19 protein-coding genes and 1 tRNA gene are annotated in these 12,922 nt (G+C 56.9%); 15 read left to right on the top strand and 5 right to left on the bottom strand.

Going from position 1 to position 12,922, the window contains the following annotated elements; genetic code table 11:
• Positions 1–107 precede the first annotated feature (107 nt).
• Positions 108–359, top strand: coding sequence for a hypothetical protein (locus tag Q0837_RS11855; RefSeq protein WP_298469272.1), 252 nt, complete (start codon positions 108–110; stop codon positions 357–359).
• Between the two features lie 269 nt (positions 360–628).
• Here the strand turns inward: Q0837_RS11855 and Q0837_RS11850 are convergent, their stop codons facing one another.
• Complete coding sequence (locus Q0837_RS11850; protein WP_298469269.1) at positions 629–1,000, bottom strand: TrbC/VirB2 family protein; 372 nt, start codon at positions 998–1,000, stop codon at positions 629–631.
• 504 nt (positions 1,001–1,504) lie between these two features.
• Between Q0837_RS11850 and Q0837_RS11845 the strand changes: the two genes are divergently transcribed.
• The 3 genes from Q0837_RS11845 to Q0837_RS11835 are packed head-to-tail and all read left to right on the top strand — an operon-like array spanning position 1,505 to position 2,756.
• Positions 1,505–2,071, top strand: a complete 567-nt coding sequence (locus Q0837_RS11845) for a recombinase family protein (protein WP_298469266.1) — start codon at positions 1,505–1,507, stop codon at positions 2,069–2,071.
• Entirely contained in the window at positions 2,068–2,262 is a 195-nt protein-coding gene (locus Q0837_RS11840) for a hypothetical protein (protein ID WP_298469263.1), read from the top strand. Before Q0837_RS11845 ends, Q0837_RS11840 begins: the two co-directional genes overlap by 4 nt.
• The gene (locus tag Q0837_RS11835) at positions 2,259–2,756 is read left to right on the top strand and encodes a hypothetical protein (protein WP_298469260.1); all 498 of its coding nucleotides are present in this window, start codon (positions 2,259–2,261) and stop codon (positions 2,754–2,756) included. The genes Q0837_RS11840 and Q0837_RS11835 overlap by 4 nt, the downstream gene beginning before the upstream one ends.
• Here Q0837_RS11835 and Q0837_RS11830 read toward each other — a convergent pair.
• Positions 2,713–2,934 (bottom strand): helix-turn-helix domain-containing protein, encoded by a 222-nt coding sequence (locus Q0837_RS11830; protein ID WP_298469257.1) that lies wholly within the window; start codon positions 2,932–2,934, stop codon positions 2,713–2,715. The two genes, Q0837_RS11835 and Q0837_RS11830, sit on opposite strands and share 44 nt — an antisense overlap.
• Positions 2,935–3,052: 118 nt before the next feature.
• On the opposite strand from Q0837_RS11830, the gene Q0837_RS11825 reads away from it, so the two are divergent.
• A complete protein-coding gene (locus tag Q0837_RS11825; protein WP_298469254.1) occupies positions 3,053–3,820 on the top strand; it encodes a hypothetical protein in 768 nt (255 codons plus the stop codon).
• Position 3,821: 1 nt separating this feature from the next.
• On the opposite strand, the gene Q0837_RS11820 is transcribed toward Q0837_RS11825, so the two are convergent.
• On the bottom strand, positions 3,822–5,249 hold the full coding sequence (locus Q0837_RS11820; protein WP_298469251.1) for a hypothetical protein: 1,428 nt from the start codon (positions 5,247–5,249) through the stop codon (positions 3,822–3,824).
• A gap of 530 nt (positions 5,250–5,779) precedes the next feature.
• Between Q0837_RS11820 and Q0837_RS11815 the strand changes: the two genes are divergently transcribed.
• The 6 genes from Q0837_RS11815 (at position 5,780) to Q0837_RS11790 (ending at position 8,389) form a co-directional block, all read left to right on the top strand.
• The gene (locus Q0837_RS11815) at positions 5,780–6,868 is read left to right on the top strand and encodes a tyrosine-type recombinase/integrase (protein ID WP_298469248.1); all 1,089 of its coding nucleotides are present in this window, start codon (positions 5,780–5,782) and stop codon (positions 6,866–6,868) included.
• 47 nt (positions 6,869–6,915) lie between these two features.
• Positions 6,916–6,989 (top strand) — tRNA-Gly (locus Q0837_RS11810).
• Between the two features lie 236 nt (positions 6,990–7,225).
• Positions 7,226–7,774 (top strand): hypothetical protein, encoded by a 549-nt coding sequence (locus Q0837_RS11805; protein ID WP_298469246.1) that lies wholly within the window; start codon positions 7,226–7,228, stop codon positions 7,772–7,774.
• Between the two features lie 193 nt (positions 7,775–7,967).
• A complete protein-coding gene (locus tag Q0837_RS11800) occupies positions 7,968–8,081 on the top strand; it encodes an enoyl-CoA hydratase (RefSeq protein ID WP_298469244.1) in 114 nt (37 codons plus the stop codon).
• Positions 8,082–8,126: 45 nt separating this feature from the next.
• Positions 8,127–8,240 (top strand): enoyl-CoA hydratase, encoded by a 114-nt coding sequence (locus Q0837_RS11795; RefSeq protein ID WP_298469242.1) that lies wholly within the window; start codon positions 8,127–8,129, stop codon positions 8,238–8,240.
• Between the two features lie 35 nt (positions 8,241–8,275).
• On the top strand, positions 8,276–8,389 hold the full coding sequence (locus Q0837_RS11790; RefSeq protein ID WP_298469240.1) for an enoyl-CoA hydratase: 114 nt from the start codon (positions 8,276–8,278) through the stop codon (positions 8,387–8,389).
• Positions 8,390–8,419: 30 nt separating this feature from the next.
• On the opposite strand, the gene Q0837_RS11785 is transcribed toward Q0837_RS11790, so the two are convergent.
• Positions 8,420–9,214: an SDR family oxidoreductase gene (locus tag Q0837_RS11785; protein ID WP_298469238.1), complete on the bottom strand. Its 795-nt coding sequence runs from the start codon at positions 9,212–9,214 to the stop codon at positions 8,420–8,422.
• Between the two features lie 135 nt (positions 9,215–9,349).
• Here Q0837_RS11785 and Q0837_RS11780 point away from each other — a divergent pair, with 135 nt between their 5' ends.
• From Q0837_RS11780 to Q0837_RS11765, 4 genes are all read left to right on the top strand, one after another.
• A complete protein-coding gene (locus tag Q0837_RS11780; RefSeq protein WP_298469236.1) occupies positions 9,350–9,913 on the top strand; it encodes a TMEM165/GDT1 family protein in 564 nt (187 codons plus the stop codon).
• Positions 9,914–10,046: 133 nt separating this feature from the next.
• Entirely contained in the window at positions 10,047–10,508 is a 462-nt protein-coding gene (locus tag Q0837_RS11775) for a DNA starvation/stationary phase protection protein (protein WP_298469233.1), read from the top strand.
• A gap of 85 nt (positions 10,509–10,593) precedes the next feature.
• Complete coding sequence (locus Q0837_RS11770; protein ID WP_298469230.1) at positions 10,594–11,226, top strand: 6-phosphogluconolactonase; 633 nt, start codon at positions 10,594–10,596, stop codon at positions 11,224–11,226.
• Complete coding sequence (locus tag Q0837_RS11765; RefSeq protein ID WP_298469227.1) at positions 11,214–11,714, top strand: NUDIX domain-containing protein; 501 nt, start codon at positions 11,214–11,216, stop codon at positions 11,712–11,714. The genes Q0837_RS11770 and Q0837_RS11765 overlap by 13 nt, the downstream gene beginning before the upstream one ends.
• On the opposite strand, the gene dinB is transcribed toward Q0837_RS11765, so the two are convergent.
• Complete coding sequence (dinB, locus tag Q0837_RS11760; protein ID WP_298469224.1) at positions 11,706–12,830, bottom strand: DNA polymerase IV; 1,125 nt, start codon at positions 12,828–12,830, stop codon at positions 11,706–11,708. The two genes, Q0837_RS11765 and dinB, sit on opposite strands and share 9 nt — an antisense overlap.
• Positions 12,831–12,922 lie beyond the last annotated feature (92 nt).

Raw genomic sequence — 12,922 nt, 5'->3', positions numbered from 1 at the left:
GTCGTCCAACTCAACGGCAAAATATGAGATCATCATCATCGAGACGCATGCTTAGGCGGTTTGTTTCTTGGTTGGCAACTTGCCTCGCTATTTTTGCGACTGTGGGTTTGGTGAGAATCTCGCCTCAAGGACTCGCGGCAGCTGGACTTGCAAATCGCCTTCGGAGGCTTCTTGCTGACGAGATCGAAGAAGACGAGTGGGTCGATTTTGCGTCAACACCGCTACCCTATCCGGAGTTGGACAACATTAGGACCAAAGCAGCATCTTTAGCAATTCCACTGGATACGGAAGAACGCAGCATCATTCGTGGGCTCATCGACGACGTTGCCGCTTTGCAAGCGAATGAAGAAATCAAGTAGCCGTAGAGCCTTTTCGTTGGGAGCAATAGAGTTGCTCCGGCATAAGGATCACGTGCATCCAACATTAAGAACCTCGCGACCGCACTCGCCCAGATGCACAGCATCACGACAATCCGCCCTAGAACTGGACGCCATCGATCGAATACCAAACGAAGCAAAAAGCCACATGCTTAGTGGATCGAAAAAGAAGCCCGCCGAGAGCACTCATCTCAAATGCCTAGTCCTCTAGCTGCGCTCAGTGTTCCAATAGCGAATAAATCAGAGCATCTCTATCGACCTCGCAACGAAGCACCGCCGTAGGGGCTATTGTCGGCAGGTTCCAGATCCCCCCTAGGCGGCTCCACTGGCTCTATCGCCGCAAACGGTTGGGCTTCAGCCGTAAGGTAATAATTCCAGTTTCCGATAAATCCCGCCGCAATCACCGGCGCACCGAGCAGCACAAAGCACCCTAGTACCACGCGAAACCCCAGACGCAGTGGCCATCGCCCGGTCAGCATCTGGAACCCGACAAACGCCACCGCCAGCACACACAGGCCCGCCGCAACCTGACCAAAAAGGACGCTGTTGATCCACTCCAGCGCCGAAGCAATCGGTGATGCGTCTGAATGATCAAGCAGTGATGGTTGCCGAGAAAATGCCATAGGCAAGTTTTAGTTCAAGTACGAACCGACTCCAATCAAAGAGTGAGGTGTTGGATGTCCGCTTCCACCTACCAAAGTAAGACACACCCAACTTGGCAGGATCACCCCGAAAGCAGACATTCCGACTATCGTTGCTGTAGCCAACGATGGTGTGATTCAAACCAGCCTCATCCCGTTTGCCAGACATTGGACCCGATAGGTTGCAAACATAAATAGATATGACCCGATTTAAGAAGCGATGTTCGCGTCTGATCCGGCGTTCAGAGAAATAGACCTCTCTAGATAATTAGGGCGCAAAATCGGCTCGTTGGGTGGCCGAAACAGGACCTATCTCGGCCCATTATTTGGCGTCGGACAGCGGGAGAGAGTGCATCCAACAAACCGGGAAACACCAGTTTAAGAGCGATCTCCGCATTGGTCTGAGTTACCTGATTTTCCTGCATTTAGACCTTGCCTGCACCTGTCACTTGGGTAGTCTTAAGTCATGCAAAACAGTGACTTAATATGCTCGTAGGCTACGCGAGGACGTCGACGTTCGACCAAGTGGCCGGGCTTGAGGCGCAGATCGAACAACTCACGGAAGCAGGTTGCGCGGAGAAGATATTCAGAGAGCAAGTTTCATCAGTTGGCGAGCGCGCCCAGCTTGAAGCCGCGCTAGATTTCGTTCGTGAAGATGATGTGCTGGTCGTGGTTCGGTTGGACCGCCTTGCGCGCTCCACATCTGATCTTCTTGCGCTGCTGGATCGGCTTGAAGCCCAGAAGGTTGGCTTGCGCATTCTCGACTTCGGTGGTGCCGTGATGGACACCCAGTCGCCAACTGGGCGACTGATGCTGACGATGTTTGGAGCACTCGCGCAATTCGAGCGCGAGCTGATGCTCGTTCGCCAACGTGAGGGCATTGAGAAGGCCAAACGCGAAGGGCGCTACAAAGGCCGTGCTCCTACAGCCCGCAGTAGATTGCCGGAGATGCGCGAATTGGCCGAGCAGGGCCTTCGCCCTTCGGATATCGCATCTAGGCTCAATTGCTCTCGTGCGTCCGTTTATCGGCTTTTGAAGGAAGATCGGGCATGAGCGATCCAGCCGAGCGCTTCGCAAGCCTGACAATGCTGCTCGAAGACCCGCACGGGTTGACCGTCGAAGGCCAACGCGCCGACCAACCGCATGAGTATCTTCTCGTTCTCTCCAATCAGATTTGCAACGGGTTGCAACGCGGGCTGACGATTTGCACCGAGATCGACCAGATGTGCGGAGGCTCGCAATGACCTACCAACAACCGGGCATCATTAAAGACCGCGAGATCGAAGCAGAGGTCGATGAGATGATCCGCAATGGTGCCAAGCTGCCTCGCTGGGGTTGGCCAGTTCCAGCGCCATATAACGGCGCTAAGGGCCGCGAGCGCATCTATGTGTGGCAGCAGAACCGGATCGGCGATCTGGCAGGTTTATTGCCACCCCTCGGCCAATGCAGCGTTTGCAATAAGCGGCCAGCGGATGGGCGGCACGGAGAGAATTATTTCCGCCCCTTTGCGCTCGTGGACATCTGTCGTTCCTGCCACGCCCGTATACATCGCCGCTTTGGCAATCCGGCGCGCTGGCAAGTGTTCCTCGAAGAAGTGGTTGCCCGAGAAGGCTGGGCACACTCGCTTCTTACAGTTCAGATCGAGCGCGAAGAAGCGCTGCGGATCGCCGCGCAGGACAACTGGCTGGAAGGGATCAAGAACCTTCATGCGGATCGCGCAGCAGGTCCACAAAGGTGAGTTCCAACCGCTCGGCCATCTTTTCAATCACGTCGATGGTCGGGCTGCGCTTCGCGCCTTCAAGATGGTTCAGATAGGTCCGGTGGATGTCGATCAGCGCGGCAAAGTCATCCTGTGACATCTCGCGCTCTGCACGGATACGGCGGAGGTTGGTCGCAAGGTTTTGACGCAGGCTCATCACGCATGATGGACCACACGTGAAGATCATCGTCACCAGATTATAGGATACAAAATTGCTTGCTCCGCACTCTCAAGGGTGTAGCCTTTCGTATACAAATCAATGAGGAATTGAGTGCATGGCTTCTGAACAGATCAATCGCCCGCGAACGGACAAAGAGCGTAAGGTTGCCAAATATTCGCGGATCGGATGTGCGGGGGTCGTGATCGGATTAATTGTGCTGGTCGCAACCTGTGATCTTCCGGAGCCGCCAGAAGGGTCAAGTAGTGGCGAGCAAACCCAACGCGAGTTGACCGAGGAAGAAGTCGCCAGTCGCATCGGTGCGGACGCGATTTCCAGCTACAGCGAAGCAGATCGCGCAAACTACCCAAGGCTCTTTGAGAAGCTGGGTGACAGAGTGTTCGAGGTGGAAGGCTTGGGTCGGAAAGCTGCTGGGCTTGCTCTCCAGAATGGCGAGTGCGACCGCGTGCTCTATGTGGACGTAAGCGAACGCTCGACGCGCGACGAACTCCAGTTCTTCGTTGAATGCAACAATGAGACCAGAGTTCGCGTTTCTGAAACCCAGTTCGCGGAAGGGGAGGTCGACAGTTCAGAGACGCGCGAAGAGCGTCAAAGCCGCGTTGCTTCGCGCAACGCTCGCGACGAGCACTTGATTTCGGAAGCGAAGGACGATGTTCGAGCCGTGCTCCGCGATCCAAGTTCCGCCGACTTCGGAAATGTCTTCGTCTCCGATAAAGATGGGCTTGTTACCTGCGGCTTCGTGAACGCACGCAATGGCTTTGGCGGGATGTCTGGGCAGCAACCGTTCATCGCATTTAGCAATCGGATTGCGGCACCATCAGACGCAGATTTTAAGGACTTATGGGAAGGGCATTGCGCCCTGTAGTTCACCCCGGCTCGACTGCGGCTCTTCTGCGTCGTAAAGCCTTTGAGATCGCGCCAAGTCGACGTTGCACCGCCTCGTCCAGTTCGGCGTCGTATTCGGGGAAGAAGTCAGTATGGGGCCTCAATTTGTCGTCGGCAAAGAACGCCTCGGTGATTGCCGTAATCGCTTCGTCACGATGCGCACGCGATCTTGCCAGAAGAAAGCGCTTCACCTTCAAAGAGGCAAGGTACTCGGCTTCCAAGGCATCGCCGTCGCGCCAAGTGGGATAGGCTCTTCGCCAGTTCTTGACCTTGGAGATTGCTCGATTGAGGTCGTCCAGCGTTGCAGTTTGAGCGACGACAATTTGGTATTCACGAACTTTGGCACTGGACGGTCCCCAGCCTGAAATGCGGGGTGAAGCGAAGGGAAACACTTCGTCCTCGATCCGGGGTGGAGCCACGATGGTTTCATGCTTTGCAAACTCGAAACCGAAAGTTGCAACCCGTTCGCGATGAACCAATTGTCGGATGCCTCCATCGCGCACGCTAAGCCCCGAAGCACACGGAAGGGGGCTATTAGTCAATGCTGCATTGAGGCGTTGTAACCGCGCCTCAACCCTCGCTTCGCTGTGCCCGTAGACACAGAGGTTGTCAGCATAAGTAACCACGCCAGCAAGCCGTGCGGCCTTCAACAGATGGCAAATGATTACTTCGCCGACCACGGGGGAAGTGGCGGACCCCAATGCAAGCCCTTCCGGCGCTTCGGAGGTAGGAGCAGGACTGACGGACACAGGGGGAACCACGAAGGCTCCCGCAGAACGAAGTTCGTCGTCCCAGAGAACATGTTGCGTGACCGATGAAGGTAATGGCCGCATGATCTCCGCCAACCCATCAGATTGAATGCTGCCGTAAAAGCCGACAAAGTCGACCTCGCAAGCAAACACTGCACCTTCCGAGTAGGCATCCTCGATAGCGCGAAGCGCCATCGGCATCCCACCGTTGAATAGCTTTTGGCGTTCCAACAATGGGTGTAGCTGGCGAAGAATGCGGCTCACCGCATACTGGTGCATTCGTCGCCGTAATCCAAAATCTTGGACTGTCCGCCGGGTATCACCGACGCCGCCGTGACCGAGCAGCGTGACAGGCTCATCACGGACAGGGTTAAATGGGTCAAAGCGATTTCCCAGTCCCAGAACGGACGAGGGAGAGGCGCGCTGGAGTTGCCCTTTTGCTTTGAGCGCATGGAACGCAAAGAGCGGATAGAGATGTCTTGAGCGCAGCAACCTGCGAACTTCCGCGTGCTGGCCCTTGCGGGATCGCGCTGACAGTTTCCTAAGCCGACTTTCCCACTCCAGCCGCAGTTTGGCCAATTCCTGCATGAACTCCGGATAGCGAGAAGCGAACTCGTGATACTGCGATGGTCGCGGCGAGGTTGCGGGATTTTGTGTCAATTCAATGGCCTGTTCGGTTGCAAGCTATCCGCTGGCTCACTCGAAATGCAAAACAATTCGAGACAACCGCTGACTTTGTTGGCTCCAAGGAAAATTGCATCGTGTTGCAAACTTCAATCTCTCTCGAATGCCGTCAGCAGTCGCGGGGGCGGTGGCAAAGTTCAGCGTAAGTAATGTGCATTGGATTGACGAAAAATCTACGAGTTCTTCTTTTTTAGTCAATGACTTAACTATTGCTCGTTTCGATGCTATTCGGTAGGATAAATCCGAAAAGGGTGATTTATGCCGATTACGCGACGAGCAAAGCTGCAACAGCCAGAAAAGAAGCTGCCGGGACTGCCGAGGAACTTTCGGAAGGCCGAGATTAAGAGGGCTGTTGATGCAGTTAGACAGGCTGGTCTTGATGTCTGCGCAGTGGATGTGCTGCCGGATCGCTCAATCAGTATCCGCACATCGAAGGACGCAGCGCGCCAAGGATCGAGCGCATTCGATCAGTGGAGTGATCGTCTTTGAAAGGCGCACCTCATTTCGTGCTCAAGCAGACCGCAAAGGGACCTGTTTGGTATGTTTATGCGTGGCGTGGTGGCCCGCAAATCCTCCGCTCGGAAGGTGCGAAGAAGCCTAAGTTAAAGGCCAATGACTGGGCGCGGATCGCCGAGGCTGGAAAACTCGACCGCAAACCTGATGCACGTCTGGTGGGTGGCGCTCTTACGGCGTTTCGGCAGTCCAAATACTGGAAAGACCTTGCTGATAGCACGCGCAAAACGTGGGGAGGCGCGCTGGACCGGATCGAAGCCAAATGGGGCAAGGTTCCGGTACGTGCGCTGGATGATCCACGAATGAAATCCAAGATTTCGACTTGGCAGGAAAGCATGTCGGGCACGCCAAGAGCAGCCGATATTTGCGTTATGGTGCTGTCGAAGTTCTTCGACTGGGCCGTTTTGAAGGGCCACATGATCCAAAATCCCGCTCTGGGGATACCAAATATCTATCGGGGCGAAAGCAGAGCCTCAATTGTCTGGTTGAGCGAAGACCTTGAAGCAATCAAGAAGGTGGCGCAGCAGCCATTGAAGGACGCGATAGACCTCGCTGTTCTTACAGGATTACGACGAGCAGACTTGGTTGCGCTACGCTGGGATGAAGTCGGCGACCTCTCTATAAAGAGGACAGCCTCAAAGCGCTCAAGAGGGAAGCGATACACTGTTTCGGTCCCTCGGCTCCCAGAACTCGATACTTTGCTTGAGGCGCTCCGTGGTAGGTTCAGGAAACCTTCCGTTGAGACAGTGCTCGTGAACAGTTTCGGGAAGTCTTGGTCTGGTGACGGATTGGCCTCCAGTTTTCATGATGCGCGAAAGCGCGCCAACGATGGCGCAGGTATATGGCACGTTGAACGTGATCCCCTGACCGGGGAGGAGAAGTGCACCCAAAAGCGGTTGCATGATCTACGAGGAACCTATGCGACCCATATCATGGCGCATTCACAGGCCGCTTTGACGAACAACGAGGTCGCCAGCCTCATGGGTTGGTCTCCTGAACAAGTCGATCAGATCAGGAAAAGATACGTTGACGATAGCGCGATTGTGGTCGATTTGACCCGCCGCCTCGCGGGCGGTTTGTAAACCGTGTTGTAAACTGCCGAGGCGTTAGGGCGTTAAGTCCCTGAAATGCGGGTGTAGCTCAATGGTAGAGCAGCAGCTTCCCAAGCTGACGACGAGGGTTCGATTCCCTTCACCCGCTCCAGCGGCCAAAGGTCTGACCAAGAAGACTGATTTCGGCTGATTGGCGCAAGGCTACAAGGTTGTTGGCGCAACGTTACAAGCTTGATCGCGCGGCTTTCCCTACATCTCGCTTACTGACCAACTGCGGTGCGCAGACCTGCGGCTGCATTTTGAGCAATCCCTGACGCCAAAGACTCGGCATGTCGCCGAATTTTGGTGGCATGGCGAAATCGGAGATAGCCAATGACGCGCGAAGTGATGCCTGGATTCTGTTTGTGTTTTGGCCCGGGCATGAATCCCGATCACGATGTGCGCTACACATTGCGCGCCAGCTCGTTCTTTCAGGCCAACAATTCGAACGTTCAAGCGGGCGGGCTTCGCGACGATCATGGTCGGCCGACGCAGCGCGATCCGTTTTCGGATGGGCATCCGCCATTCGGCAAGATCGATTTCTTCATGGAGCCAAGCTTTGGAACCATGAGCGCGGGCGGTAGCGGCCAGCCGATCTCCGGCTTCCTGGCCAATGGAGATTACACCAGTCGCAGCGGGCGCAGCGATGCCCATCGCCATGGCCGGGGTCGCTATATGGTCACTTCGACCGAGATCGTGAACAGGATCGCAGGTGCGTTGAGGGCGGGATCGCCAGTGCCCGGCGCGCAGAATCTGGGTTCGGAGTTTAGTGACCTGATTGGGCGGCTGCCGAATGGGTCGACCTATTCAGACTGGTTCACCAATCTGTACGCTGCGCTGCGCGGATCCACGAACCTTGTTGCGATTGGCTATCTGCATTTCCCGCCGGCTCGGTAACAGCGCAAAACACCCATCCCATAAGTTGGTAATTTCTCCCAACCCTTTGGTCTGGGCGTGAGTGACGCCTGCACGCCCAATTTCTAATGCATTGAATTTTCGTGATTTTCGATTTTGGCACGGTGCCTGCAAAGTACTCGACATCCAGCGAGACGGTCTTGCTGGAAACGAAATTACACTCAGGAGACCCACCATGTTCGCCACCGAAACCAGCACCAACCTCATCGCCGCCATCTTCGCAGTCAGTGTTTCAGCTGTCCTGTATGCCGCAGCTATCTTGCCTGCCAGCCCGGCTCTGTTCGCCTAACTCAAGCGCCTCAACGCCACTCAATCGACCCTCAGGAGACCAACCATGTTCGCTACCGAAACCCAAACCAATCTGTTCGCCGCCATCTTCGCTGTCAGCGTTTCGGCTGTCCTTTACGCCGCAGCAATTGTCCCAGCCAGCCCCGGTCTTTTCGCCTGAGTTTGACACTCAGACCCACCCACAGGAGCCCCCCCATGTTCGCCACCGACCCCCGTACCCACGTCCTCGCAGCCTTCATCTCGGTCGGCCTGTCCGCCGTGCTCTATGCCGCAGCCATTATTCCAGCCAGTCCGAGCCTGTTCGCGTAAGACTTCTCAAAGACCCAAGCCCGTTTGAGACTACTTCGGCGGCATCCGGATCGCCCCGTCCAAGCGGAACTGATGCCCGTTTATGTAGCTGTTCCGCGCAATCTCACAGATCAGTGAGGCAAATTCTTCCGGCTCCCCCAGCCGCTTAGGAAACGGGACGCTGGCGTTGAGCTGGTCCCACATTTGCGGGTTCCGATCCTTCATCCCCAGCATCAGCGGCGTGGCGAAGATCCCCGGCATCACCGAGTTCACCCGGATGCCAAGTTCCATCAGATCGCGCGCCATCGGCAGAACGAGTCCGTTCACACCCGATTTGCAACTGCCATAGATCACCTGCCCGATCTGCCCGTCCTGCGCCGCAACACTCGCAGTCAGTGTGATCGATCCCCGTTCGCCATCGTCATTCACCGGGTCGGAATTGGCCATCCCCAGCGCCGACATGCTGGCGACACGGTAGCTTGCGACCAGGATACCCTCGGCACCGAACGCGTAGTCTTCGGTTGGCAGACGCTTGTAGCCGCCGGTTGCCTTGTCGAAGCCTATCGTTTTCCCGCGCTTGCTTGCCATCGCGCAGTGGATGGTGACGCGTTCCTGACCATTGGCGGCGCGAGCAGCGGCAAAGCCTGCTTCGACGCTGGCCTCATCCGTAATGTCGACATGGTGGAAGGTCCCGCCAATTGCTGCGGCGTGTTCTTCGCCGTCCGCATCATTGATATCGAAGATTGCGACCTTGAGCCCTTGCTCGGCCAGAGCGGCGGCGCTTGCACGGCCCAATCCTGATGCGCCGCCTGTTACCACCGCTGCCATTCCTGTTTCGAGCTTCATCCGCAATTCTCCCCAACTCCTAGCTTCGATGCCTGACTAACCGGACCCTGTCAGACTGCAACCTCGCGAAAGTGGTTGGAAAACTCAGCTATTGGCTTTGCAATGCGGAAAGCCTTGCGTGCTAGGGGCGTGCGCATGGACTCGTTCCTTTTCTCGATGCTGCTGATCTTCGCCATTGCGCTGGGCGGGCGCGATCAGGTGCTGGTTGCGCGCCTGTCCTCCACGCTTGAGCGCTCGACCCAACTGCTTGTGCTTGGTGGGCTGTGCGCGTTGGTGAGCGCGGGCGTCATGGCGTTTGCGGGATCGACCATGGCCGATATCCTGCCGCCGCGCGCCGCCAATATGCTGGTGGCTTTCGCGCTCGCAATCGCCGCTTTCGAGCTCGCATGGCCGGTCAAGATGAAGGCGATGGACGAACCGACACGATCCTATGGCGCGATCGGGTTGGTGTTGCTGGCGCGCCAGATCGGCGACGCTGCGCGGTTTGTCATCTTTGCTCTGGCAGCCGAAGCAACCTATCCGCTGGTGACCATTATTGGCGGTACAATTGGCGGGTTCGCCGCATTGGCATTGGGCTGGTCGATGGGGTCGGATTTGGAAACCAGGATCCCGCTTCGTCCGATCCGTCTGACCATAGCCTTGTGTTTGATCGTTGCGGCACTAGTGATCGGATTGAATGCTCGTTTCACGTTCCTGTGATCGCTTTGTTCGATCTGTGCGATCTGGAATTTCTCGAAACCTATTCCCTCCAAGTCCGTTGATTGAGTGAACATATCAGGCGCGCCCCGTTCCCCGACTTTTGGGCGCAGAACACTCAATCAGGAGATCAAGAATGCTTGACCCAAACAACAACGCCAAGACCCAAATGGTTGCCGAAATCAATGGCCTGCTGGCCGATCATTTCGCGCTCTACGTTAAGACGAAGAACTTTCACTGGCATGTGAAGGGACCGCGTTTCCGCGACCTGCACCTGCTGTTCGACGAGCAGGCGATTGAAATCCGCGACCAGATCGATGCGATTGGTGAGCGCGCCCGCAAGTTGGGCGGTGATACCATCACTTCGGTCGGCATGATTGCCCAGCACACGCAGGTGAAGGATCAGGACAAGGCCACGCTTTCGGCTGAGGACATGATCGCCGAATTGCGCGAAGACAACCAGAAGATGGTCGACCGTCTCAAGAGCATGAAGGAAACCGCCGAAGCCGCTGGCGACAACGCCACCGATGGTCTGATCGACGACTGGACCGACATGGCCGAAGAGCGCGTGTGGTTCCTCACCTCGATCCTCGGATAAGAAATACGAATGCGCGGCTAAGCGTCTTGTACAAAAAGGGCCGTTTCCGGTTAGCCGGGAGCGGCCCTTTTGCTATGCGGGGCTGATGGGACAGATCAAATTTCAAGAAAACGCCGACAATCCGGCCATTGCCGACTGGCTGGAAACCGAGCTCCGTGCCGCTCTGGCCGGTACTGATGAGCGCGTTGCCATCGCGGTTCCGGGTGGATCGACCCCGTTTCCGATCTTCGAAGCGCTCGTGACCCGCGACCTGGATTTTGCCCGGCTCGACATTTGGCCTGGCGATGATCGGGTGGTTCCGGAGGATCATTCCGCGTCCAACACTGGCAAGATCCGCAAAGTGTTCGAGCCGGTCGGTGCGCGCGTCATCGCTTTGGAAGCCGATGCAACGCCGCCATCATTTTGGTTGGTGTGGCTGGGTATGGGCGCTGACGGGCATATTGCGTCGCTGTTCCCCAACACCGATCCGCAAGTCGATGATCCGCAGCAAGTGCGCCGCCTGACGCCCGATCCGCTGCCACCAGAAGCCCCCTTTGACCGGATTACGCTGACCATGCCCGCATTGCTCCAATGCGAGCGGATGATTTTCGTTATGCGCGGAGGGGAGAAACGCGCCGTGTTCGATGCTGCTCTTGCTGGTGAGCACGATCTGCCAATCGCCCGCCTGCTGAGAGCGGCGGACAAGCGAGACAATCTCGCAATCACATGCTTCACCTGATCGAAAGGCTACTCCCGGCGCCCATTCACCGGGCGCTGCTACCGCTCGCATTTGGTATCCGTCATCGCTCGAGGCGCTGGCGCAAGGTTGACCTTGCTGGGTGTGCTGTCGTCATAAGCAACCTCTCAGGAGGTGTGTTGCTGCTCCGCCATTCTTACGGGCCGAAGGTCTGGGCGCTGCCCGGCGGCGGCATCAATCGCGGCGAAGATCCCGAAGATGCTGCCAGGCGTGAAGTGAAGGAAGAGCTCGGCATTACGTTAGGCAAGATGCGGGAGTTGAGCGTTTCCAACGAGGTGGTCTCTGGTTCGAAGCACACCGCCTATCTGTTCGCAGCGATCACTGACGCACGACCCAAACCTGACAGACGGGAAGTGATCGAAGCGCGGTTCTTCCCTTCGCACTCGCTCCCAGAGCCACTGGGCCGGATTACCCGCGCGCGGATCGAGATATGGCGCAAACGCGGTGCAGGTGACGGTAGCTCACAGTAGCGAAAGCTGAGCATCATCCTTTTGCGGCGCGTCCTCGGCGTCCCCATGGTCCAGGTTTGAGAGCGTCAGTCCCATCAGCCGGATCGGCATTGGCAAGGGGAGTGCTTCCTCAAGGAGTTCGCGGCTCAACCGCCCAAACTCCTCCTTCGTTTCGATCCAGTGCGAGACCGATTTTGAACGGGTCATGTTCTGAAAATCGGTGAACTTCATCTTGAGCGTAACGGTGCGCCCACGCGCCTTGGTGCGCTCGATGCTGTCCCAAACATAGTCTATCGTATTCTCCAGCGTCTCGCGCAGTTGCGCACCGCTCGAGATGTCGTCGCTGAAAGTCCGTTCCCCACCCACGGATTTGCGGATGCGATGCGCCCGGACGGGACGCAGGTCGATCCCTCGCGCGGCGCGGTAAAGGTAATCGGAGAATGATCCGAAATTGGCGCGCAGGAATTCGATATCCTTCGCCGCAAGGTCTGCCCCGGTCTCGATCCCCAGTCGTTTCATCTTCTCCTCGGCCTTGGGACCGACCCCGTGGAACCGGCGGATTGGCAGCCCTGCTACGAAATCCGCACCCTGCCCAGGGCGAATGATGCACATGCCATCGGGTTTGTTCTGATCGCTGGCGAGCTTCGCGAGAAATTTGTTGTAGCTGACCCCCGCGCTTGCGGTCAGCTGTGTCTTGGCACGGATTTCCTGCCGGATCAATTCAGCGATGCGCGTGGCGCTGCCGATACCAAGCCGGTCTTCGGTCACATCGAGATAGGCCTCATCGAGACTGAGTGGTTCGACATGCGGCGTGTGATGCTCGAACACCGCCCGGATTTGCCGACTGGCTTCCTTGTAGGCGTCGAAGCGATGCTTCACGAAGATCAGATCGGGACACAATCGTTTGGCCGTGACTGATGGCATCGCGCTTTTCACCCCGAATTTGCGCGCTTCATAACTCGCCGCCGCGACCACACCGCGCCCGCCCGACCCACCGACAGCCACCGGCTTGCCGCGCAGCTCCGGATTGTCGCGCTGTTCGACGCTGGCGAAGAACGCATCCATATCGACATGTATGATCTTGCGCAGGCCCACTGCCTCGCCGTCTTCACTATCCCTCAGCTGCGCATCCGACATGCGGCAATGATAGTCAGGTTTGTGCGTGTTCGGAACCTATCACGAGAACGATCGCTTCAAGGGCTCACCAAAATCGCGCTTTCCTTATCGAT

It is taken from the genome of uncultured Erythrobacter sp. (assembly GCF_947499705.1).
Taxonomy (GTDB): Bacteria; Pseudomonadota; Alphaproteobacteria; order Sphingomonadales; family Sphingomonadaceae; genus Erythrobacter.
Note: the sequence above shows the minus strand (reverse complement) of the source record. Positions and strands in the feature narration are given on the sequence as shown.

What these genes read in the sequence shown, in the direction of transcription:
- Q0837_RS11790 (WP_298469240.1), top strand. Translation starts at nt 8,276, where the DNA reads ATGTTCGCCACCGACCCCCGTACCCACGTCCTCGCAGCCTTCATCTCG.
- Q0837_RS11795 (WP_298469242.1), top strand. Translation starts at nt 8,127, where the DNA reads ATGTTCGCTACCGAAACCCAAACCAATCTGTTCGCCGCCATCTTCGCT.
- Q0837_RS11845 (WP_298469266.1), top strand. Translation starts at nt 1,505, where the DNA reads ATGCTCGTAGGCTACGCGAGGACGTCGACGTTCGACCAAGTGGCCGGG.
- Q0837_RS11775 (WP_298469233.1), top strand. Translation starts at nt 10,047, where the DNA reads ATGCTTGACCCAAACAACAACGCCAAGACCCAAATGGTTGCCGAAATC.
- Q0837_RS11785 (WP_298469238.1), bottom strand. Translation starts at nt 9,214, where the DNA reads ATGAAGCTCGAAACAGGAATGGCAGCGGTGGTAACAGGCGGCGCATCA.
- Q0837_RS11770 (WP_298469230.1), top strand. Translation starts at nt 10,594, where the DNA reads ATGGGACAGATCAAATTTCAAGAAAACGCCGACAATCCGGCCATTGCC.
- Q0837_RS11840 (WP_298469263.1), top strand. Translation starts at nt 2,068, where the DNA reads ATGAGCGATCCAGCCGAGCGCTTCGCAAGCCTGACAATGCTGCTCGAA.
- Q0837_RS11765 (WP_298469227.1), top strand. Translation starts at nt 11,214, where the DNA reads ATGCTTCACCTGATCGAAAGGCTACTCCCGGCGCCCATTCACCGGGCG.
- Q0837_RS11825 (WP_298469254.1), top strand. Translation starts at nt 3,053, where the DNA reads ATGGCTTCTGAACAGATCAATCGCCCGCGAACGGACAAAGAGCGTAAG.
- Q0837_RS11800 (WP_298469244.1), top strand. Translation starts at nt 7,968, where the DNA reads ATGTTCGCCACCGAAACCAGCACCAACCTCATCGCCGCCATCTTCGCA.
- Q0837_RS11835 (WP_298469260.1), top strand. Translation starts at nt 2,259, where the DNA reads ATGACCTACCAACAACCGGGCATCATTAAAGACCGCGAGATCGAAGCA.
- Q0837_RS11805 (WP_298469246.1), top strand. Translation starts at nt 7,226, where the DNA reads ATGCCTGGATTCTGTTTGTGTTTTGGCCCGGGCATGAATCCCGATCAC.
- dinB (WP_298469224.1), bottom strand. Translation starts at nt 12,830, where the DNA reads ATGTCGGATGCGCAGCTGAGGGATAGTGAAGACGGCGAGGCAGTGGGC.
- Q0837_RS11850 (WP_298469269.1), bottom strand. Translation starts at nt 1,000, where the DNA reads ATGGCATTTTCTCGGCAACCATCACTGCTTGATCATTCAGACGCATCA.
- Q0837_RS11830 (WP_298469257.1), bottom strand. Translation starts at nt 2,934, where the DNA reads ATGAGCCTGCGTCAAAACCTTGCGACCAACCTCCGCCGTATCCGTGCA.
- Q0837_RS11780 (WP_298469236.1), top strand. Translation starts at nt 9,350, where the DNA reads ATGGACTCGTTCCTTTTCTCGATGCTGCTGATCTTCGCCATTGCGCTG.